The 19444-nt window shown below is 71.9% G+C and carries 18 protein-coding genes; 2 read left to right on the forward strand and 16 right to left on the reverse strand.

What is annotated here, in order from left to right; translation table 11 throughout:
* Positions 1-82: 82 nt before the first annotated feature.
* From ACIHFB_RS19795 to ACIHFB_RS19805, 3 genes are all read right to left on the reverse strand, one after another.
* Positions 83-436, reverse strand: coding sequence for a nucleotide pyrophosphohydrolase (locus tag ACIHFB_RS19795; RefSeq protein WP_400127480.1), 354 nt, complete (start codon positions 434-436; stop codon positions 83-85).
* Entirely contained in the window at positions 433-1614 is a 1182-nt protein-coding gene (locus ACIHFB_RS19800; RefSeq protein WP_365287737.1) for an ATP-binding protein, read from the reverse strand. Before ACIHFB_RS19800 ends, ACIHFB_RS19795 begins: the two co-directional genes overlap by 4 nt.
* 80 nt (positions 1615-1694) lie before the next feature.
* On the reverse strand, positions 1695-2078 hold the full coding sequence (locus ACIHFB_RS19805) for a cell division protein SepF (protein ID WP_365287735.1): 384 nt from the start codon (positions 2076-2078) through the stop codon (positions 1695-1697).
* Between the two features lie 295 nt (positions 2079-2373).
* Here ACIHFB_RS19805 and ACIHFB_RS19810 point away from each other — a divergent pair, with 295 nt between their 5' ends.
* The gene (locus ACIHFB_RS19810) at positions 2374-4038 is read left to right on the forward strand and encodes a hypothetical protein (RefSeq protein WP_400127481.1); all 1665 of its coding nucleotides are present in this window, start codon (positions 2374-2376) and stop codon (positions 4036-4038) included.
* A 7-nt stretch (positions 4039-4045) separates the two neighbouring features.
* On the opposite strand, the gene ACIHFB_RS19815 is transcribed toward ACIHFB_RS19810, so the two are convergent.
* Positions 4046-4561, reverse strand: coding sequence for a YceI family protein (locus ACIHFB_RS19815; protein WP_400127482.1), 516 nt, complete (start codon positions 4559-4561; stop codon positions 4046-4048).
* A gap of 122 nt (positions 4562-4683) precedes the next feature.
* Here ACIHFB_RS19815 and ACIHFB_RS19820 point away from each other — a divergent pair, with 122 nt between their 5' ends.
* Positions 4684-5187 carry a MarR family winged helix-turn-helix transcriptional regulator gene (locus tag ACIHFB_RS19820; RefSeq protein ID WP_400127484.1) on the forward strand — a complete coding sequence of 168 codons (504 nt, stop codon included), beginning with the start codon at positions 4684-4686 and terminating at the stop codon, positions 5185-5187.
* On the opposite strand, the gene ACIHFB_RS19825 is transcribed toward ACIHFB_RS19820, so the two are convergent.
* The 12 genes from ACIHFB_RS19825 to ACIHFB_RS19880 form a co-directional block, all read right to left on the reverse strand.
* Entirely contained in the window at positions 5162-6133 is a 972-nt protein-coding gene (locus tag ACIHFB_RS19825) for an L-tyrosine/L-tryptophan isonitrile synthase family protein (RefSeq protein ID WP_400127485.1), read from the reverse strand. The genes ACIHFB_RS19820 and ACIHFB_RS19825 overlap by 26 nt on opposite strands.
* Positions 6124-7383, reverse strand: coding sequence for a cytochrome P450 (locus ACIHFB_RS19830; RefSeq protein ID WP_400127563.1), 1260 nt, complete (start codon positions 7381-7383; stop codon positions 6124-6126). Before ACIHFB_RS19830 ends, ACIHFB_RS19825 begins: the two co-directional genes overlap by 10 nt.
* Before the next feature lie 180 nt (positions 7384-7563).
* Complete coding sequence (gene asnB / locus ACIHFB_RS19835; RefSeq protein ID WP_400127486.1) at positions 7564-9384, reverse strand: asparagine synthase (glutamine-hydrolyzing); 1821 nt, start codon at positions 9382-9384, stop codon at positions 7564-7566.
* Between the two features lie 371 nt (positions 9385-9755).
* Entirely contained in the window at positions 9756-11087 is a 1332-nt protein-coding gene (locus tag ACIHFB_RS19840; protein ID WP_400127487.1) for an MFS transporter, read from the reverse strand.
* A 79-nt stretch (positions 11088-11166) separates the two neighbouring features.
* A complete protein-coding gene (locus tag ACIHFB_RS19845) occupies positions 11167-11976 on the reverse strand; it encodes an ABC transporter ATP-binding protein (RefSeq protein WP_400127488.1) in 810 nt (269 codons plus the stop codon).
* A gap of 37 nt (positions 11977-12013) precedes the next feature.
* Positions 12014-13084: a FecCD family ABC transporter permease gene (locus tag ACIHFB_RS19850; RefSeq protein WP_400127489.1), complete on the reverse strand. Its 1071-nt coding sequence runs from the start codon at positions 13082-13084 to the stop codon at positions 12014-12016.
* Entirely contained in the window at positions 13081-14148 is a 1068-nt protein-coding gene (locus tag ACIHFB_RS19855) for an ABC transporter substrate-binding protein (RefSeq protein WP_400127490.1), read from the reverse strand. Before ACIHFB_RS19855 ends, ACIHFB_RS19850 begins: the two co-directional genes overlap by 4 nt.
* A 490-nt stretch (positions 14149-14638) precedes the next feature.
* Entirely contained in the window at positions 14639-15301 is a 663-nt protein-coding gene (locus ACIHFB_RS19860) for a sigma-70 family RNA polymerase sigma factor (protein WP_400127491.1), read from the reverse strand.
* A 181-nt stretch (positions 15302-15482) separates the two neighbouring features.
* Positions 15483-16232, reverse strand: a complete 750-nt coding sequence (locus ACIHFB_RS19865; protein ID WP_400127492.1) for a hypothetical protein — start codon at positions 16230-16232, stop codon at positions 15483-15485.
* Positions 16233-16419: 187 nt separating this feature from the next.
* Positions 16420-16935: a copper chaperone PCu(A)C gene (locus ACIHFB_RS19870; RefSeq protein ID WP_400127493.1), complete on the reverse strand. Its 516-nt coding sequence runs from the start codon at positions 16933-16935 to the stop codon at positions 16420-16422.
* The gene (locus ACIHFB_RS19875; protein ID WP_365287713.1) at positions 16932-19184 is read right to left on the reverse strand and encodes a heavy metal translocating P-type ATPase; all 2253 of its coding nucleotides are present in this window, start codon (positions 19182-19184) and stop codon (positions 16932-16934) included. Before ACIHFB_RS19875 ends, ACIHFB_RS19870 begins: the two co-directional genes overlap by 4 nt.
* Positions 19177-19413, reverse strand: coding sequence for a hypothetical protein (locus ACIHFB_RS19880; protein ID WP_365287711.1), 237 nt, complete (start codon positions 19411-19413; stop codon positions 19177-19179). The genes ACIHFB_RS19875 and ACIHFB_RS19880 overlap by 8 nt, the downstream gene beginning before the upstream one ends.
* Positions 19414-19444: the final 31 nt, after the last annotated feature.

The raw sequence follows: 19444 nt of genomic DNA on the forward strand, positions 1-19444 counted from the left end.
CAGAGGAAGACGGAAATCTTCGGACAACAAATCGGTTAATGACAAGTTTTCAACTACCGAGAGTGAAAACGGAGTTTGCGGCTCAGTCGGGCTCCCATGCGCTTCCCTCCCCTGCCGCCGGGAACCTCTGTTCGTTCCTGTCGATCTTCGCATCCAGCGCGGCCAGCGGATCGATCCCGAGGACCTCGCAGAACTGGAGCAGATACGCGAGCACGTCCGCGACCTCGTCGGTGACGCGGTGCGCGGATTCGGGGTCGTCCATCACGCGGGACGACTCCTCGGGCGTCAACCACTGGAAGATCTCCATGAGTTCGGAGGCCTCCACGCTGAGGGCGGCGACGAGGTTCTTCGGGGTCTGGTACGGCTGCCAGTTCCGCGCGGCGGCGAACTCGGCCAGCCTGCACTGCAGTTTCGCCAGGTCAAGGTCTTCAGTCACGCGTCAAGGTGTACCACCGTGAGCCCGTCCGTCCCCGCGGCCCAGGACGCGTCGCTCACCGCGCCGACCAGTCGGATGTGCCCCCGCTCGCACATCCGGGCCGCCAGCCGCAACAGTTCGCCGCGCTGTCGTGGGTCCAGGGCGTGGTCGAAGCCGTCGGCGAGGACGGTGAGCGTCTGCATGGCCGCGGGCACCTCTCCGGCCGGGTCGACCTCAAGGACGCCGGGCCCGGTGAGCAGGACCAGCGTGAGGGCGAGGTGCCTCAACTCGCCGTCGCCGAGCCGTTCGAGGGCGGTGCGGACACCGTCGCCCCGGTCGAGCACGGCGCGGACCGTGCCGTCGCCGAGCGGTTCGGCGAGGACGTCCGCGACTGGTCCGGCGCATCCGGCGCGCACCGCGGCGACGAGTTGTGCGTGCCGCCGGCCGCACTCGGAGCGGGTGCGCCACAGGACGTCGGCGAGGTTGTCGCAGCCACCGAGGAGCCGGCCGGAGCCGAGGGGCACCGAGCGGCGCATGCGGTCGGGCCGCGGGTAGCAGGCGAAGACGGAACGCAGGGCGACGACCATCTGCTCGGCGGCGGCCAGGACGCGTCGTTGCCCATCCGTCTTGCCCGCCACACGCAGCGGCAGCAGCGCGGTGCCGAGCCGGTCGTCCGGCAGTGGGGCGCGGGTCACGGACGCCGATCCGGCCGTGTACCAGGCGGCCTGTACGGCGCGGCGCCCCGGGTCGCGCAGGGCGGTCTCCAGCAGGACGAGCCCCTCGGCCGTCAACCGCTCGCCCACGATGCGCAGTTCGGGCTCGGCCTGGACGGCGACATCGAGCCGGACCGGCCCCTCGGGACCGTCCGCCGTACACCCGATGCGGAAGCCGCGGCGGCGCTGGGCGTCGGGGCGGGCCCGCTCGGGAACGCACGCGACCGGGTCGGCGAACACCTCACCGAGCTCGGCTCCTCCGCCGAGCCGCGCCAGTGCCTCGTACGCGCGCAGCGCGCTCGTCTTCCCACAGCCGCTCGGGCCGGCGAACAGTGTGAGCGGCCCGAGCGGAAACCCGGCCCGCCGGTGCCCGGCGAACGCCGACAGCCGCAACTCGGTGACGCAGGGCCGGTCCGGACGGGTCCCGCGGGTGGCGGGCGGCGCACAGGACACCAAGGGCGAGGGCGACACGGATGACAGAGGCATATCCGGACCGTAGGACCGCGTCCGTCAGCCGAACCGTTACTCCCTCTTCGGCTTCCTACGATCGGGGGACCGAGGCGGTCTCACGTGCCGCCGACGCCCTCCATCAGCGCGCTCACCTCGGTACCCGGCGGCGTCAACAGGAACACATTGCGGTCGACGCGATGCATCCCGCTCGCCAGGCCGAAGACGACGCCGGTGCTGAAGTCCAGGACGCGCTTGGCGACTTCGTTCTCGGCGCCGGTCAGATCGAGCAGGACCGGGACGCCGGCCATCAGGGTCTCGGCGACCTCGCGTGCGTCGCCGAAGACACTGACCCTGAGGACGACGAAGCGGCGGCGTGGCTCGGTGACCGCTTCCGGTAGCGCGCGATGGTCCACCGCGGACGGCCAGGCGTCGCGGCCACGCAGCGGCACGACCTGGGCGAGCCCTTCCCACTGTTCATCGGTGACGTCGTGACCGTTCACCTGTACCCCCGAACTTGCTCGCCTTCAATGCCTGCACCAGCCAATTCTTACGCCACACCACCCGTTCGGCCCAACCGCGACACGGTCCCGAGTCCAGCACATGACAAGGGTCACTCCGGAACGGATCCTGTCGGGGCGCCCCTTCTTACTGCGCTCACACTGGACTCTTCATCACCGTCGGCACCTCACTCACCGGGCGCGCCTATGGTCCGGTCGCGTGTACCTGGCAGAACGTGGAACTCCAACTCCCCCTCGGCGGACGACAGCACGGACAGGGGCGCAGGCACGGTCAGAGGTGTCCGGGTCCGACTCCCCCGCCCAGTGGCACCGCGTCCTGTCCCTGCTCGCCGACATCAGCCTCTTCATCGGGACGCGCGGGATCTGGACGACGGCGGCCGGGCACCGGCTGGTCGTGGCGGCGGTGATCTCCGTCTGCTACGTCTCGATCCTCGTGTGCGCGGTGCTGGCACTGGTGGTCCGACGGACCCGGGCGCTGGCGCGCGTGGACGCGTGCGTGCTGGCCACGGCGGTGACGCTGACGCTGTGCGCCTATGCCCTGGCGCACGGCGGCTCGGACGAGGCGCTGCTGACCACCCAGGCCGCGAAGGAACTCGTGGCGGGACACGGCGTCTACGGACAGCCGTGGCCTTGGCTCTTCCGCCACGGCGTGGCCCTCACCCCGACGGTCACCGGCGGCTACGACCTCACCTACGGCTATCCCCCACTGGCCCCGTTGCTGACCGCGCCGTTGCTGTGGGTGGGGCACGGCGCCGCGGCGGCCACGCTGCTGAGCACGGGCGCGCTGGTCGTCGCGACCGTGTTGCTGTGGCGGCTGCTGCCCGTGCCGTGGCGGCCGGCGGCGACCATGGTGTGCCTCGGTTTCGGGCTGCTTCCGTCGTACGGCCGGCTCGGCTATCCGGCGATCGTGGCGCTGGCCCTGCTGGTGCCGGTGGTGGTGCGCTGGCCGCGGATCGGGCGGGGCGGGCGGCTCGGGGCGGCCGGGGTGGCTCGGGCCGCGTGTCTGGGGGCGGCGTGCGCGGCGCAGCAACTGCCGTGGTTCCTGGCGCCGTTCCTGCTGGCCGGGATCTTTGCCGTGCGGCGCGGGGAGCTGGGGTCGCGGGCGGCGACGCTGGTGCTGCTCAGGGTGGTCGGGGTCGCCGCCGCCGTATGGCTGCTGATCAACACGTACTTCGTGGTGAGCGAGCCGGGCGCCTGGCTCCGGGGCATCGCGCTGCCGCTGACGCAGGGTGCGGTGCTGCACGGGCAGGGGCTGGTGGACGTCTCGCTGTACTTCACGAACGGCAGCGGCCGACTCGACTGGTACTCCCACGCCAGCCTGCTGCTGGCGGCGGCGCTGCTGGTGCTGTTCGTGCTGTTCGTACGGCGGTTGGGTCCCGCGGCGACCGTGCTGCCGTGGTGTGCCTTCTTTCTCGCGACGCGTTCGCAGGACGGTTACTACCTGCTGATGACCCCGCTGTGGGCGGCGGCCGCGGTGACCGCGCCGGCGTCGGAGTTCGCCGGGGCGTGGCAGCCGCGTGCGCTGTCCGGTCCCGGCCGCCGTCCTGCGCGGATCACCGCGACGGTGCTGCTGCTCGTCCCGGCGCTCGGGAGCGCGCTCTGGGCGGCGACGGGTACGCCGCCGCTGCACATGCGGGTGACCTCGGTGCGGCGGGCCGCGGCCGACACGGTCTCCCTGCTGGGCCTCCGCGTCACCAATACGGGCGGCGTCGCGCTCGCGCCGCACTTCATGCTCACCACGGGCCAGGGCACGCACCCGTTCTGGTCGATCGTGCGGGGTCCCGCCACGCTGCCCGCCCACACCACGGGAGCGTACGAACTCAGGCCTCCCGGCGGGCAGTTCACGCTTCCGGGTCCACGGGTACGGATCCGGCTGCGCGCCTTCACCGCCTCACCGCAGACGTTGTCGAGCGCGGACGTGCGGCTGCGCGCGGACGGTTGACGTCCCGTCAGGCCGCGGCGCGGACGAAGCGGAGCGTGGCGGCGATCGTGGTGAGGCCGCGGATCATGCCCAGCTGGTTCCAGCCCATGCCGAACTGCTCGCGGTTCACGGAGAATTCCGCGTCCAGGGTGAGGGACTCGGCGTCCGAGCCGACCAGACGGGCGGTGAAGGACTGGGGCCGACTGACACCACGTGCGGTCAGCTGGCCGACGACGTGCACCTTGTCGCCGTCGCGGAGTTCGGCGCTGCGGACCGCGAAGGTGATCTCGGGGTGGTTGTCGACGTCGAAGAAGTCGGCGGACCGCAGGTGCTTGTCGCGCTTGACGTTACCGGTGTCCAGGGTGGCGGCGTCCAGGGTCACGGTGCCGATGGCGGATCCGTCGGACCGCACCTCGCCCTGACCCGTGACGGCGGCGAAGGCGCCCTTCACGGTGACCATGCCCCACATCGTCTTGTGCCGGAGGGCGACGGTGGAGGCGGTGGTGTCGAGCTGCCACAGTCCGGTTTCCACGGCGACGGTCATGATCGTTCCCTGCTTTCTGATGCGTGCCCGATACTTCAAATTTGGATGACTTCACGCTAGCCGACTATCCAAATCTGAACAACCCCTCGGTCCAAAAATGGACAACCGGTACACTCGACACCATGGCCGACTCCGACGCACCCACCGCCGACCTGCCCGAATGCCCGTCCGCGCAGGGTGGCGGACTGCTGCCCACGGAGCTGCGCGCCTGGATGGTGCTGCTGGCCGCGACGGGAGCCGTCGAGCAGCGGCTGCGTGCCGTGGTCAAGGAGCGGCTGGATGTCTCGCACGACGAGTTCCTGGTGCTGTGCCTGCTGGCAGAGCAGCCCGAAACGGGCCTGCGCATGACCCGGATCGCCGAACTCCTGGGCCGCCCCAAGACCCGGCTCACCTACCAGATCGCCTGCCTCCAGCACACGGGCCTGGTCACCCGCAGGTCCGTCTGCGGCGACAAGCGCGGCGTCGAGGTCGCCCTCACGGACAAGGCCCGCCGGGTGCTGACGGAGGCCTCCGACGCCCTGGCCGAGACGGTCAAGGAGTCACTGGCCCAGTTCATGGGGCCCGATCAGCGGGAAGCGATGTGCGGCCTTGTGCCCGACCTCATCGAGGAGACGAAGGGGCCCTGACCTCCCGGTCGTCCCCCTGCTCGAAATGGCTGGGCCGGCCGGCGCGGTGGACCAGGCGGCCCTCGCGGGCGGCACGGGCGCGCGGCATGAGGGTCCAGGTGCCGTCGGTGCGGCGCAGGGCCGCCGAATGCCAGGGCGTCGTCCAGGCGTCGGGCGCGTCGAGAAGGCGGATACCGAACTTGGCGGCGCCCGTCGGCTGCGGGTGGATCGACAGGCGTACGGCGCCGGGGTGGTGCTCGGTGATGAGGTCGCCCCAGGCGCGGCTGCGCTGGATGACGCCGTAGGCGCGCCGTCGGCATTCGCGCTGGAGAGCGGAGCGGGTGCCGGGGAAGTCGGCGGTGTCCTCGACGAGGAAGCGGGTGATGCCCCGGTAGAGCGACAGGGCGTGGTCGTCGGCACGGACCTCGGCGCGCAGAGCGTCCACCGTGGGGGCGTAGCAGTCGTGGACGTGGGCGCGTTTCATGTCGTTCGGCAGATCGCCGAGGACATCGCGGAGATCGAACACCGAGAGTCTCTCCAGGCCCAACTGGTCTATCAGCACGCGGAGTTCGTCGGCGTACGCGTCGATGTGCCCGTCCGGTACGCGGATCAGGTCGGCGAAGACATGGCCGTCGGAGCAGATGGTCACGCGGGCGCCGGGTGAGTAGATGCGTTCCGTCGCCTCGCAGAGCGAGTCCAGGAAGCGGAGGGAGAGGCGTTCGCCCTGGTCGGGGAGGTGGCCGAGGACCTTGGCGGGGTTGGGGGACTTGCAGGGGAAGCCGGGGAGGGTGAAGTGGACGGGTGCGCCGGCGCGTACGAAGGCGGAGATCGCGCGGAGTTGGCGGGGGAACGCCTCGGCGGGGGCGTCGGGGGCATCGGTGGCGTCCGTGGTGCGGTGATGCGGGAGCAGCAGGCGCAGGATCGACTTGCTCGTGGTGAGGGTGTCCGGCGCGGTGGTCAACGGCATGGGGAGTCTCCTCGGTCGGTCGTCGGACCGGCGAGGCGTCGGACGCGTCGGTCGTAGCTCACGGGCAGGTGCTGGGTGCCGCGGCCGAGGACGGCCGGGATCCACTCGATCTCGTCGTCCGGGACGGCGAGGTGCAGGCCCGGGAGACGGGCGAGCAAGGTGCCCAGCGCGATCTGGAGTTCGGCGCGGGCGAGGGCCGCGCCGGGGCAGAAGTGGATGCCGTGACCGAAGGCCAGATGAGGGTTGGGCGAGCGGTCCAGGTCGAGGTTGTCGGGGGCCTCGAAACGGCCTGGGTCGCGGTTGGCGGCACACAGGGAGACGATCACCGAGTCGCCGGCCGGGATGCGGGTGCCGTGCAGATCGCTGTCCTCGGCGAAGAAGCGCCAGGTCGTCAGCTCGAAAGCGCTGTCGTATCGCAGCAGCTCCTCTACGGCACGCGGGACGAGGGCGGGGTGGTCGCGCAGACGGACGAGTTGGTCAGGGTGGCGGAGCAGGGCGATCAGGGCGGTGGTGATCTGGTTCGTAACCGGTTCCTGGCCCGCTACCAGCAGCTGGAAGATCATGGAGTCCAGCTCTTCCCGGGACAGCTCGCGGCGGTCGCGGGCGACGACGAGCCGGCTGAGCAGATCATCGTCCCCGTGCTTGTGCTTGTGCTCGCGCTTGTGGGCGACGATCTCGGCGATATAGCTCTGCAAGCCGTGCAGCCGCGCCTCGTACACCGGCCGTCCCGGATCCGTCGGGCCGACCGGCTGGACGACCTTGCCCCAGTCGCGGTCGAAGCGACGCGCCAACTCGACGGGCAGACCGATGACTTCGGCGAGAACCTGGAAGGGGAACTCGGCGGCGAATCCGGTGACCAGGTCGGCGGGGCCGGTCTCCGGCAGACGGTCGACCAGGGCGTCCGCCAACTCCTGGAACCTCGGGCGCAGTTGCTCCACCCGGCGCGGGGTGAACGCGTCCGTCACATGGTGGCGCATCTGGGTGTGCTTCGGCGGGTCCCGGTGGAGAAGGTGCACCTGGAGCTGGGAGTGCTGCGGTTCGGGCATGATCGAGGCGCGGGCCCGCCAGCGGTCGTTGCCCCGGTCGTGGTTCTTGCCGAGCCGGTCGTCGTTGAGGGCCGCGTGGGCGGCGTCGTAACCGGTTACGAGCCAGGCCTGGACTCCGCTGGGGAAGAGCACCGGGTGCACCGGGCCGTCGCCGCGCATGCGCTCGTACAGCGGGTAGGGGTTGCTCTTGTACGGGCAGCCCATGAGCGGGACGGGCTCGGGAAGGGGTTCCTGGACGGGCTCGGACAGGGGTTTCCGGACGGGCTCGGACAGGGGTTTCCGGACGGGCTCGGACAGGGGTTTCCGGACGGGCTCGGAAAGGGGTTCCTGGACGGGCTCGGAAAGGGGTTCCTGGACGGTCATCAGGTGTTCTCCTCAAGGTCCTCAGAGGGCGAGTTCGGGGCGGTGGTGGTCCAGCCACAGGGCGAGGTCCACGACGCGTTCGAGGCGGAGGCGGTGGCCCCACTCCAGGCGGTCGGGCGGGGTGTCGAGGCAGGGCTTGACGCGGGTCTCGTCGGCCAGCCCGCGGACCGACGGCAGGACCTCGCGGGCCATGTCCTGGAGACCGCGGTTGTAGTCGGGGTGGTGGGTGGCCGGGTAGTGGTTCTTGGGCCGGTGCAGCACCGAGTGGGGCGCCAGGCCCGCACCCGCGGCCCGCAGCAGGCTCTTCTCCCGGCCGTCGAAGCTCTTCGACGCCCACGGAGCGCTGAAGGCGTACTCGACGAGCCGGTGATCGCAGTACGGCACCCGCACCTCCAGCCCCTGCGCCATGCTCAACCGGTCCTTGCGGTGCAGGAGTTGGCGCAGCCAGCGGGTCAGCGACAGGTGCTGCATCTCGCGCTGCCGGTGCTCGGTCGTCGTCTCGCCCTCGGCGTGCGGTACGGCGGCGAGCGCGTCGCGATAGGTGTCGGCTCGGAACTCGCCGATGTTCAGGCCGAGTTCCGGGTTGAGCGGCATGGCGGCCTCGTCGCCGGTGACCAGCAGCCAGGGGAAGGTGGGCGCGGCCAGCGCCTTGGGGTTGTGGAACCAGGGGTAACCGCCGAACACCTCGTCCGCCGCCTCACCCGACAGCGCGACGGTCGAGTGCCGCCGTATCTCCCCGAACAGCAGATACAGCGAGGTGTCCATGTCGCCGACACCGATCGGAGAGTCCCGGGCCACGACGACCGCCTTGCGGTGCTCGGGGTCGAGCAGGGTGCGCGGGTCGAGGACGACGGTGGAGTGGTCGGTGCCGATGAAGGCGCCCGCCTCGATGGCGTACGGGGTGTCGTGGCCGGTGCGGAGCACATCGCCCGTGAACCGCTCGGCCTGGTCGCTGTAGTCGACGGCGTACGACCGGATCCGGGCGTCCGGGCCCTCGCGCAGGCGGAGTTCGTCGGCGAGCAGGGCCGTCAGGACGGTGGAGTCGATCCCGCCGGAGAGCAGGCTGCACAGCGGGACGTCGGCTTCGAGCTGACGGCGGGCGGCGGTGCTCACCAGTTCATGTACACGGGCGACGGCCGCGTCCTGACCGTCGGTGTGCCGACCGGCCTCCAACTGCCAGTAACGGCGCGTGCGTACGCCGTCCCGGTCCAGGACGAGTACGCCGCCCGGCTCCACCTCCCGTATACCGGACCAGATCGTCGGGCCCGTGCTGAACAGCAGGCTGTACGCCTCGCGCAGCCCGTCCGCGTCCACGCGCGGACGGATCTCGGGGTGCGCGAACAGCGCCTTGGGCTCGGAGGCGAAGGCCAGGCCGCCGCCGATGTGCGCCCAGAACAGCGGTTTGACACCGAGTCGGTCGCGGATCAGCAGCAGCCGCTGTACCCGTTCGTCCCAGACGGCGAAGGCGAACATGCCGTCGAGATGGTCGGCGACGTCCTCGCCCCATTCGGCGTAGGCGCGCAGCACCACCTCGGTGTCACTGCGGGTGCGGAACTCGTGGCCCAGGTTGCGCAGTTGGGCGCGGAGTTCGTGGTGGTTGTAGACCTCCCCGCTGTAAGTGAGCACCGCTGTCGGCTCGTCGCGCCGGTCCGGCATCGGCTGGACGCCGCCTTCGAGGTCGATCACGGCAAGTCGACGGTGACCGATCGCGGCCCGCTCACCGAGCCAGACGCCACCCGCGTCGGGCCCGCGCGGGGCGAGCGTGGCGGTCATGGCCTCGATGACCGGGGCCTGGGTGCGGGCGTCGGTGTGGAAGGACGCCCAGCCGGTGATTCCGCACATGGGGCTACTCCTGGGTGAGAGGTGTCTCGGGGGGATCGCTGCGGGCGGCTGCGCCGAGTGGGTATGGCGGGCGGGCGCGCGCTGAGCAGATCCGGCGAAGCCCGGTGCACCGCGCCGCGTCTCGGCGGACTGCTGCGGGCGGGCGAGCCGAGCAGGTCCGGCGAAATCCGGTGAGGCACCGCGCCGCGTCTCGGTGGACTGCTGCCGGGGGCGCCCGAGCAGGTCCGGCGAAGCCCGGTGCGGTACCACTCCGTGTCCCGGCGGACCACTGCGGACAGCCACGCCGAGCAGATCTGGTGAACTCCGGTGCGGTACCGCGCCCCGTAAGGGGTGCGGGGAACTGCGCGACCAGCCCCCACCGGCGAGCAGGTTCATCGCCGACCTTCCCGCGGAGCGCTCAGCAGGGGTACGGCGAGGCAGGCGGCGGTCGCGGCGAGTGCGAGGGCTGCCCGGGCGTCGTTGGCTTCGGATCCCGCCAGTCCAAAGGCGGCCGTGGCCAGCGCCGGGCCGAGTGTGAAGCCGAGGGTGCGGGCGAGTTGGACGGCGGAACCGGCGGTGGCGGTGCGGTGCGGCGGGGCGGCGCCCATGACGAGGGCCTGGGTCGGACCGCCGTTCAGGCCCATGCCGACGCCCGCGAGGGCGAGGCGCCAGGCGACGTCGGGCGGTGACCAGCCGTCGCCGAGCGGGACGAGCAGGAGGAGGCCGGCGGCGGTGAGCGCGGCGCCGGTGAGGGCGACCGGGCGGGGGCCGTAGCGGTCGGCGAGGCGTCCGCCCAGGGGTCCGGCGAGGCCCATGCCGAGAGGAAAGGCGAGCACGGTCAGGCCGGTTGTGGTCGCGCTGGCGCCGTCCTCGCGCTGGAGGTGCAGGGCGACGACGTAGTGCATGGCGGCGAATCCGGCGGCGAGTGCGAGCACCGCGCTGTGTGCCCGGAGCAGTCCCGGGACGTGCAGTACGCCGATGAGCGGACGGGCGCCCGGTCCGCGCAGCCACATCCACAGCGGTGGCAGGGCGGCGGGCGCGAGCCACCAGGCGCCGAGGGTCAGCGACAGCAGCAGGAGCGTGACGCCGGTCGCCACCAGGGCCGCGTCCGTCAGGGACCGCCGGTCGGGTGCGGTGAGCCCGCCGTCCCGCGGCAGCGCCCGCCACGCCACCACCAACGCCAGTACACAGAACGGGATCTTGACCAGGAAGATCGCCTGCCAGCCCCAGTGGTCGAGGAGCAGTCCGCCCACCGCCGGTCCGGTCACCGCGCCGAGCGGGCCGAGGGTCGCGGGCACGCTCATCGCGCGGGCCCGCAACTGCGGCCGTACGGAACGGATCGCCAGCACCGGCATCAGCACGAACAGCACCGCGCCGCACGCGCCCTGGACGAACCGGGCGGCGATGAGCCAGCCCGCCGAGGGCGCGGCGGCAGCGAGGGCGCTGAAGAGGGCGAAGCCGGTGGTCGCGGTGAGCAGTGCGGGCCTGAGACCCACGCCGTCCAGCCACCTGCCGACCGGCAACAGGAGGGCGACGACGGGGAGTTGGTAGCCGAGTACGGCCCACTGGGCGGTCGCCGCCGACACGTGGAGACCGTCGGCGATGTCCGCCAGTGCCACGTTGACGATGTTCATGTCGAGCATCGCCACGAAGGACAAGAGGCCCGACACTGCGACCAGAGGCCACTGGTCCTCGCGTGTGCGGCCGGGCTGTGGGTCAGACACCGTTCCCCGTCACTCCCCTCGCGGGCGGGCTGCCGTTCCGTTCGGCGGCCTCGTCCCACAAGTCGGGAGGAAACGGTGGTTAGTTCCTGTACTTGTCCAAAACTCTCGCCTGGTCGGCCTCGGGTGCGCGGTGGTCGAAGGCGATCAGCGGGTCGCCGGTGAGGGGGTGGTCGACCACGGCCGCCCGTACGCCGAACACCTCGGCCATGAGGGCGGGTGTGAGGACGCCTCGGGGCGGGCCGGAGGCGACCACTTCCCCGTCGTGCAGGACGTGCAGGCGGTCGCAGACGGAGGCGGCGGCGTTGAGGTCGTGCAGCGAGACCAGGGTCGTACGGTGGCGCTCGCGCAGCAGGGCGAGGAGTTCGACCTGGTGACGGATGTCGAGGTGATTGGTCGGCTCGTCCAGGACCAGGACGTCCGGGTTCTGCGCGAACGCGCGGGCGAGCAGGACGCGTTGGCGCTCGCCGCCGGACAGGGCGGTGAAGCGGCGGTCGGCGGCCGTCGCCATACCGACGTCGGACAGGGCCTGCGCCACGATGTCCCGGTCGGTGGCGTCCTCGCCCGCGAAGGCCCGCTTGTACGGGGTACGGCCCATCGCGACCACCTCGCGGACGGTCAGCTCGAAGTCGCCGCCGCGCTCCTGCGGGAGGGCGGCGACATGACGGGCCGACTGGACGGGCGTGAGCGTGCGCAGGTCGGTGCCGTCGAGCAGGACCCGGCCGGCGGTGGGCTTCAGGTGTCGGTAGACGGTGCGCAGGAGCGTGGACTTGCCGCTGCCGTTCGGGCCGACGAGGCCGGTGACCTCGCCCTCGGCGGCGATGAGATGGGCCCCGGAGACGACCGTACGGCCCGAGTAGGCGACGTGCAGGTCCTCGATGTCGATCCTCAAGTGCCGCTCCCCCGTTGCCGATCCACGGTCTTGTCCATCAACTGCCGTTCCCCAAGCGCCGGTCGAGCAGGTACAAGAGGGCCGGTGCGCCGAGCAGCGAGGTCACCACGCCCACCGGCAGCTCCTGCGTGTCCATCGCGACCCGGCAGACGAGGTCGACGACCACCAGAAGCAGTGCGCCGAACAGCGCCGAGACCGGGAGGAGTCGGCGGTGGTCGCCGCCGACGAGGAGCCGGCAGGCGTGCGGCACCATCAGGGCGACGAAGGCGATCGCGCCGGAGACGGCGACGAGGACGCCGGTGAGGACGCTGGTCACGGTGAACAGCTCCCGGCGCAGGCGGGTGACGTCGACGCCGAGTCCGGCCGCCGTCTCGTCGCCCATGAGCAGCGCGTTCAGGCCGCGGGCGCGCCCCTGGAGGCACACCAGGGCCACCGGCACCGCGAGGGCGGGCACCGCCAGCAGCTGCCAACTCGCCCCGCTGAGGCTGCCCATGAGCCAGAACAGCACGCTGTGGGTCTGCTGCTCGTCCCCGGCCTGGAGGACGAGGTAACTGGTGAAGCCGGACAGGAACTGCCCGATCGCCACCCCGGCCAGCACCAGCCGCAACGGCGCGAATCCCCCGCCGCGCCGGGCCACCGTCCACACCAGGGCGAAGGTGGCCAGGGCGCCGACGAAGGCCGCGCCGGACAGGCCCAGTCCGAGCGCTCCCCCGGCGCTGACGCCGAGCACGATCGCGGCGACGGCGCCGAGGGAGGCTCCGTTGGAGATGCCGAGCAGATAGGGATCGGCCAGTGGATTGCGTACGAGGGCCTGGACCGCCGTACCGACGACGCCGAGCCCGGCGCCGACGAGCGCGGCCAACAGGGCGCGGGGAAGGCGCAGTTGCCACACGATGAGGTCGTCGGTGCCTGGGCGGGGTGCCTCACCGGACAGCCGCCGCCCGACGACCGCCCACACCTCGGCGGGCGGGATGGAGGTCGAGCCCCAGGACACGGCGACCGTCAGCGCGAGAAGCAGGGCCACGCCGAGCGCGGCGGCCAGCGGGCCGGCCGGGACGCGGGCCCGGGTCGCGGGTTCCGTTGCCCGGCTGGGCAGCACGGAGGTCACGGCTGGTCGACCTTGCCCGGGTGGAGCGTCCGGGCGATCTCCTCGACCGTGTCGGCGTTCTCCACCCCGGCGATGGTGGTCTGCTCGGAACCGATGCGCAGGAAGTGGCCTTCCTCGACGGCCGCCAGACCCTTCGTTGCCGCGTTGCCCTTGAGCCACTTCTCGGCCTCGTCGAAGGCCTTGTCGTTGGCCTCGGCGCTTCCCCGGTCCCGGACCCCCAGTTGGATCCAGTCCGGGTTCTTCGCGATGACGTCCTCCCAGCCGACCTGCTTGAAGTCGCCGTCGCAGTCTGCGAAGGCGTTGCGGGCACCGGCCAGGGTGATCACGGCGTTGGCGATCTGGCGGTTGCAGACGACGGTGGGCTGCTTGGTGCCGGCGTCGTAGTCGAAGAAGAAGTACGTCGGCCGCCGGCTCTCGGGTGTGTCACCGACGGCCTCCTGGACGGCGTCCACCTTGTCCTTCATCTCGGCGACGAGTTTCCGCGCCTCGGCGCCCGTGCCGGTGACCTTGCCGAGCGACGTGACGTCGTCCTCGACGGCGGCCAGGTCGGTAACCGGATTCTCGCCCTGGGCGGCGCAGGCGGTGGACTTGAGGTAGATGTGCTTGATACCGGCCGCCTTGAACTCCTCCTCCGTCGGCGCGTCGCCCATCCCGCCGCCCATGCCCTCCATGGACGCGAAGGTGTCGATATAGACGTCCGCACCGGAGCCGAGCAGCTTCTCCTTCGGGATGACGGTGTCGCTGAGCACGGTGACCTTCTGCGCCTGCCCGTCGAGTTCAGCGGGCAGGGTGCCCTTGCCGGGCGGGAAACCGGTACCGATCACTTTGTCGCCGGCACCGAGCCGGAGCAGCAGCTCCAGGCTGGACGCGTTACTGGTGACGATCTTCTCCGGGGTGGTCGAGAACGTCGTCCTGGCACCCACGCAGTCGGTGACGGACACCGGCTCGGCGGCGGCACCGGCCGCGCTCTCGTCCGCCGAGTCCGACCCCGTACCCCCGCAGCCCGCCACGAACAGACCACCGAGCACAGCGGCCGCCGCACCGCACCACACACGAGAACGCATCGAAAATCTCCCCGATCCACTTGGCACACGGGCGAACGTCCTTCACCCGGTGCAGTAGTCGGGGCGGGGGGTGGGTGAGTTCCCGGGGCGTGGACGGTTGGGGACCGTCGGGGACGGCGAGGTGGCCCGAGCGGTCGCGACGGTCGCGGGCGTGCGCAGACAGGCGCGAGGGTCAAGGAGCTGGGTCGGGCGCAGGCAAGCGCGGGCCGTCGGGGTGGCCCGGGCGGTCGGGTCGGGCACGGGAGTCGGAGACGATCGCCATGCGGTCGGGGAAGGTCGCGGGGCGGTCGGGGTGGTGGCCCGAGGGTCGGAGACGATCGCGTGCCGTCGAGGACGGTCGAGGTGACCCGAGCAGTCGAGGACGGTCAAGGTGGCCCGAGCAGTCGAGGGCGATCGCGAGCGCGCGGGCCGTCGCAAGCGCGCGGGCGGCCGCGGGGAGGAGGTCGGCGGCAAGTGTCGCCGACCCCCTCCCGCCGGGCGCATCTCGGACCTACGCCGCCAGTAGCGCGGCGGACTCCGGCTGCGGCCCGGCCGTTTCCGCCTCCGCCTCCGCCTCCGCCAGCAACTCCATCAGCGTCGCCCGGGCGCGAGCCACACGTGAGCGGACCGTCCCCACGGGGCAGTCGCTCACCTCGGCCGCCTCCGCGTACGGCAGGCCGAGCAGCTGGGTGAGGATGAAGGCCTCGCGGCGCTCGTCCGGCAGTGTGGCCAACAGGTCGAGCAGGGCGACGCCGTCGTCGAAGCCGGGCAGATCTCGCGGCTGGGCGAGCTCGATGGCCAGCTGCCAGTCCGGTACGTCGGACAGACGCGGCCGGGCGGCGGCGTACCGATAGCCGTCGATCACCGCGCGCCGGGCGATGGACAGCAGCCAGGCGCGGGCCGAGGAACGGCCCTCGAAGCGGTGCAGGCTGCCGAGGGCCCGTAGGAACGTGTCCTGCGCCAGGTCGTCGACGGCCTGTGGGTCGGCGCAGAGATGGGCGACGTAGCGCAGGACGTCGCGGTGCAGCGCGCGGACGAACTGCTCGACGGCGTCCGCGTCCCCGCCGCGGGCGGCGAGCGCCCAGGCGGTTATCGAGTCGTCGCGAGATGCTTGATCAATTACTTCCGTTCTGCCGTTCTTGTCGCGCAAGTACGGCAGGGCAGGAGTGATCACCTGGTGTCCTTCCCGGTCATCCGGAATCGGACCGACGGCGCACGCGGGTGCGGCGGTCCGGTCAGTGGGGAGACGGCCGTACGACGTGTGCGCGGGCGTGAGTCACTGGCTCACGACGCCTTCGTGGACGTACGGCCGAGGCCCGAGGCGCGCACGGGCGGCCTCGGGTTACCGGCTGTCTTCAGACGACAGCGGTCCCCAGGGGCGGACCCCGAGAGGTGATCGCATGGACGAGAAGGAGCAGCCGCGGCGCCCGCTCCGAGCGCCGACGGCGCACGACGAGGCGGGGGCGGTGCGGCGGGGTCGGCAGCGCGAGCAGCAAGCGCAGGGGAGCCGCGAGCCATCCGGCCACGGCGCGCAGGATGCGGAAGGCGGCGCGTTCGCCGTACGCCAGCCACAGGCCGCTCAGCAAGGCGGCGAGGAGGTGGGCGGCGAGCATGCCGAAGGACGACGAGCCGCCCATCGACATGGAAGCCAGGGAGGACATCGCCGACATGGAGTCCGAGGCCGTTTGTCCCATGTGATCCATATGGCTCATGTCCATATGGGCCATGCCCATGGAGTCCATGGAGTCCATAGGCACCGAACCCGTATGCGCCGAGCCCATGTGCGCGGAGCCCATGTGCGCAGAACCCATGTCCATGTCCGAGTTCATGGACGTCGAGCCGTTCGCCATCCCCGCCTGCGCGTACGAGAACACCTGGTGCAGGGCGGTCTGGGCGATGACCACGACGGCCACGACGAGGGCGAGGCCGCGTTCACGGCCCGCCAGGCACCAGCCGACGACGCCCGTGCCGGCCGCGCCCGCAAGCAGTGTCCAGGCGGGTACCTGGGTGCCGGACATCAGGACGTGGCCCAGGGCGGCGAGCACCACACAGACGGCCGCGAACACCGCGGCCCGTACTGTGCGAGAACACCACCCTGCTGTCATGGCGACACATCCTCGCATCCTGACGTCGGCCGTCACGCGTGGGTACGGAATTCCACCCCGCACCGCACTCAACTCACGACGTGTGATCCACGCCACGACAACCCTCGGGAACTTACCGGGAGTCGACTCCGACGTCTGTACCAAGAACGTTAATTGCAGCGAACGCGGCCCTCACGGAACGCGAGGCTCACGTGCCAGGCCGGACCACCACGGCAGGGACATGCACCGGGTCGCTGTGCCGGAAGTGCAGCGTGAACGCCACGAGGTCGCCGGTCCGCCAGTCGGCGCCCGCCCGCAGGATCGCGTCGACTCCTTGCGGCGACATCGACAGCTCGCCGCCCGCGGGCACGGCGGCGGACTCCACGCTCACGGCGTAGGCGGCCGCGCCGCTCGTCATACGGTGACTGCTGAGCATGATCTCCCCGCGGACGTCCTCAGAGGTGACCGCGGTCAGCCGGTCGTCCGCGCCGCCGGAGTTGGAGATGTCGAAGAAGGCCGCGGTCTCCGTGGTGTCGCCGTACGGCAGGAACACGCGCGCGTTCGAGACGTCGATGCGGGGCGGGGTTCCCGCATTTCCGGCACTCACCCAGGTCGTGAGTCCGCCCAGCGCGACGCTGCATACGGCGACGGGGACCAGGGCGGCCAGCAGGGTGTCGGTGAGACGGCGGCGGGTGGGGCGCCAGGGGTGGTGGGTCGGGGTCATCGCGTACGGCCTCCTGCTCGCTTCGGCTGCCAGGCCCGCAACCGCAGACTGTTCCCCACCACCAGCACCGAGCTGAGCGACATGGCCACCGCGGCGAACATCGGGTTGAGGAGACCCACCATGGCGAGCGGCAGCGTCACCACGTTGTAGCCGAAGGCCCAGACGAGGTTGGCGCGGATCGTGCCCAGGGTGCGGCGGGCCAGGAGGATCGCGTCGGCCAGGGCGTCGATGTCGCCGCGCACGAGCGTCACGTCGGCTGCCCCGGCGGCCACGTCCGTGCCGGTGCCCATGGCGATGCCGAGGTCGGCTCCGGCGAGCGCAGCGGCGTCGTTCACACCGTCGCCGACGACCGCGACGCGTTCACCGCGCTCCCTCGACTCCCGTACGAGGTCGGCCTTGTCCTCGGGTGTGCAGCGGGCGTGCACCTCCTGGATGCCCAGCTCGGCGGCGACGGCCCGGGCGGCCTCCTCCCGGTCGCCGGTCGCCAGGATCGGACGTACGCCCAGGCGCCGCAGCCGGTGGACGGCTCGATAGCTGCCGGGGCGGACGACGTCCCCGAGTTCGATGAGAGCCTGGGCGACGCCGTCCACCCGGACCAGGACCGGCGTGTGCGCGGCGGCCTCCGCGACGGGCAGCGCATTGGCCAGCGCGGCGGGCAACTCCTCGTCGGGGGCGAGGACTTCGACGAGCCGCCCCTCGACCCGGCCGCGCACGCCGGACCCGGCCTCGGCCCGGAAGTCGCTCACGTCGGGCAACGGCCGCTCCGGCAGCGCCCGTTGAACATGAACCGCGATGGCCCGGCCGATCGGGTGCTCCGAGCCCTGCTCGACCGCGCCGGCCAGTCGCAGCACGGCCTCGCGGCCGAGGCCGCCCGGCACGGCGGTGACACGGGCGACGGTCATGTGGCCGGAGGTGAGGGTGCCGGTCTTGTCGAGGACGACAGTGTCGATGTGCCGCAGCCCTTCCAGCGCCCGCGGTCCGCGGACCAGGACGCCGAGCTGAGCGCCCCGGCCGGTGGCGGCCATCAGTGCGGTCGGCGTGGCCAGGCCCAGCGCGCACGGACAGGCCACGACGAGTACGGCCACGCACGCGGTGATCGCCGCCTGCGGATCGGCCCCGGCGCCGAGCCAGAAGCCGAGCGTCGTGACGGCGAGCGCGAGCACGACGGGGACGAAGACGCCCGCGACCGCGTCGGCCAGCCGCTGTGCCCGCGCCTTGCCTGCCTGAGCCTCCGTCACCAGCCGGGTGATACGGGCGAGTTGTGTGTCGGCGCCGACCGCTTCGGCCCGCACGAGCAGCAGTCCGCCGGCGTTGACGGCCCCGCCGACCACCGCCGCGCCCGGCTGCACCTCGACCGGCTCGCTCTCCCCGGTGACCAGGGACAGGTCCACCGCGGAACTGCCCTCCACTACCTCGCCGTCGGTGGCCACCCGTTCCCCGGGCCGCACCAAGAAGACCTGGCCGACCCGCAACTCGCCCATGGGCACAAGGCGTTCGCGGCCGTCCGCGCGCACCGAGACGTCCTTGACCGTCAGCGCGGCCAGCGACCGCAGCGCCGCTCCCGTCCCGTGCCGCGCCCGCGCCTCCAGGGAGCGACCCGCCAGCACGAACAGCGGTACGCCGACGGCCGCTTCGAGGTAGATGTGCGCCACGCCGTCGGAGGCGGAGGACAGCAGACTGAACGGCATCCGCATCCCCGGATCGCCGGCGCCGCCGAGGAAGAGCGCGTACGCCGACCAGGCGAAGGACGCCACGACGCCGAGCGACACCAGCGTGTCCATGGTCGCCGCCGAGTGCCGCAGCCCGCGCACCGCCCGGACATGGAACGGCCATGCACCCCAGACGGCGACCGGTGCGGCCAGGACGAAGCACAGCCACTGCCAGTTGCGGAACTGGAGCGCCGGCACCATCGACAGCACGAGCACGGGTACCGCGAGCAGCGCGGTGACCGCCAACTGCCGTACGTCGTCGGGGAGTCCGCCGGCTTCCGGCTCCTCCCGGCGCTCCTTCCGGCGCTCCTTCTCGGGCTCGGGCAGCGCGGCCGTGTACCCGGCCTTCTCCACGGTCGCGACCAGCTCCTCGGGCCGCACGGACGCCGGGTGGCTCACCCGGGCCCGGCCGGTGGCGAGATTGACGGTCGCCGTGACGCCGTCGAGCCTGGCGAGCTTCTTCTCGACGCGGTTCACACAGGCCGCGCAGGTCATGCCGCCGACGGCGAGGTCGGTGGACACCATGGTCGCGTCAGCCATCGTGCCCGCCCCCGTGCGTCGTACCGTCGCCTTCACCGTCTCCGTCGTCGTCGGATGTGGTTCCGGGGGCGTGTATGCCGGGTGCCACCGGTCCGGCGGTGGCGCCGACGGCGTACGACACTGCGAACAGCAGGGCCAGGAGCAGGAGGAATCCGCAGAGCGCGGGCGGGGGCAGCAGCTTGCGCGGCGTCGCGCCCGCGCCGGTGGGGAGTCGTCGGGAGTCGTCCATCACCTTCAGCAGTCGGGTCCGGTGGGCTCCG

It is taken from the genome of Streptomyces sp. NPDC051963 (assembly GCF_044593495.1).
Lineage (GTDB): Bacteria > Actinomycetota > Actinomycetes > Streptomycetales > Streptomycetaceae > Streptomyces.

Coding starts and splice junctions, on each gene's coding strand:
- ACIHFB_RS19800 (WP_365287737.1), bottom strand. CDS start 1,614: ATGCCTCTGTCATCCGTGTCGCCCTCGCCCTTGGTGTCCTGTGCGCCG.
- ACIHFB_RS19815 (WP_400127482.1), bottom strand. CDS start 4,561: ATGACCGTCGCCGTGGAAACCGGACTGTGGCAGCTCGACACCACCGCC.
- ACIHFB_RS19820 (WP_400127484.1), top strand. CDS start 4,684: ATGGCCGACTCCGACGCACCCACCGCCGACCTGCCCGAATGCCCGTCC.
- ACIHFB_RS19825 (WP_400127485.1), bottom strand. CDS start 6,133: ATGCCGTTGACCACCGCGCCGGACACCCTCACCACGAGCAAGTCGATC.
- ACIHFB_RS19830 (WP_400127563.1), bottom strand. CDS start 7,383: ATGGGCTGCCCGTACAAGAGCAACCCCTACCCGCTGTACGAGCGCATG.
- asnB (WP_400127486.1), bottom strand. CDS start 9,384: ATGTGCGGAATCACCGGCTGGGCGTCCTTCCACACCGACGCCCGCACC.
- ACIHFB_RS19855 (WP_400127490.1), bottom strand. CDS start 14,148: ATGCGTTCTCGTGTGTGGTGCGGTGCGGCGGCCGCTGTGCTCGGTGGT.
- ACIHFB_RS19865 (WP_400127492.1), bottom strand. CDS start 16,232: ATGACAGCAGGGTGGTGTTCTCGCACAGTACGGGCCGCGGTGTTCGCG.
- ACIHFB_RS19870 (WP_400127493.1), bottom strand. CDS start 16,935: ATGACCCCGACCCACCACCCCTGGCGCCCCACCCGCCGCCGTCTCACC.
- ACIHFB_RS19875 (WP_365287713.1), bottom strand. CDS start 19,184: ATGGCTGACGCGACCATGGTGTCCACCGACCTCGCCGTCGGCGGCATG.
- ACIHFB_RS19880 (WP_365287711.1), bottom strand. CDS start 19,413: ATGGACGACTCCCGACGACTCCCCACCGGCGCGGGCGCGACGCCGCGC.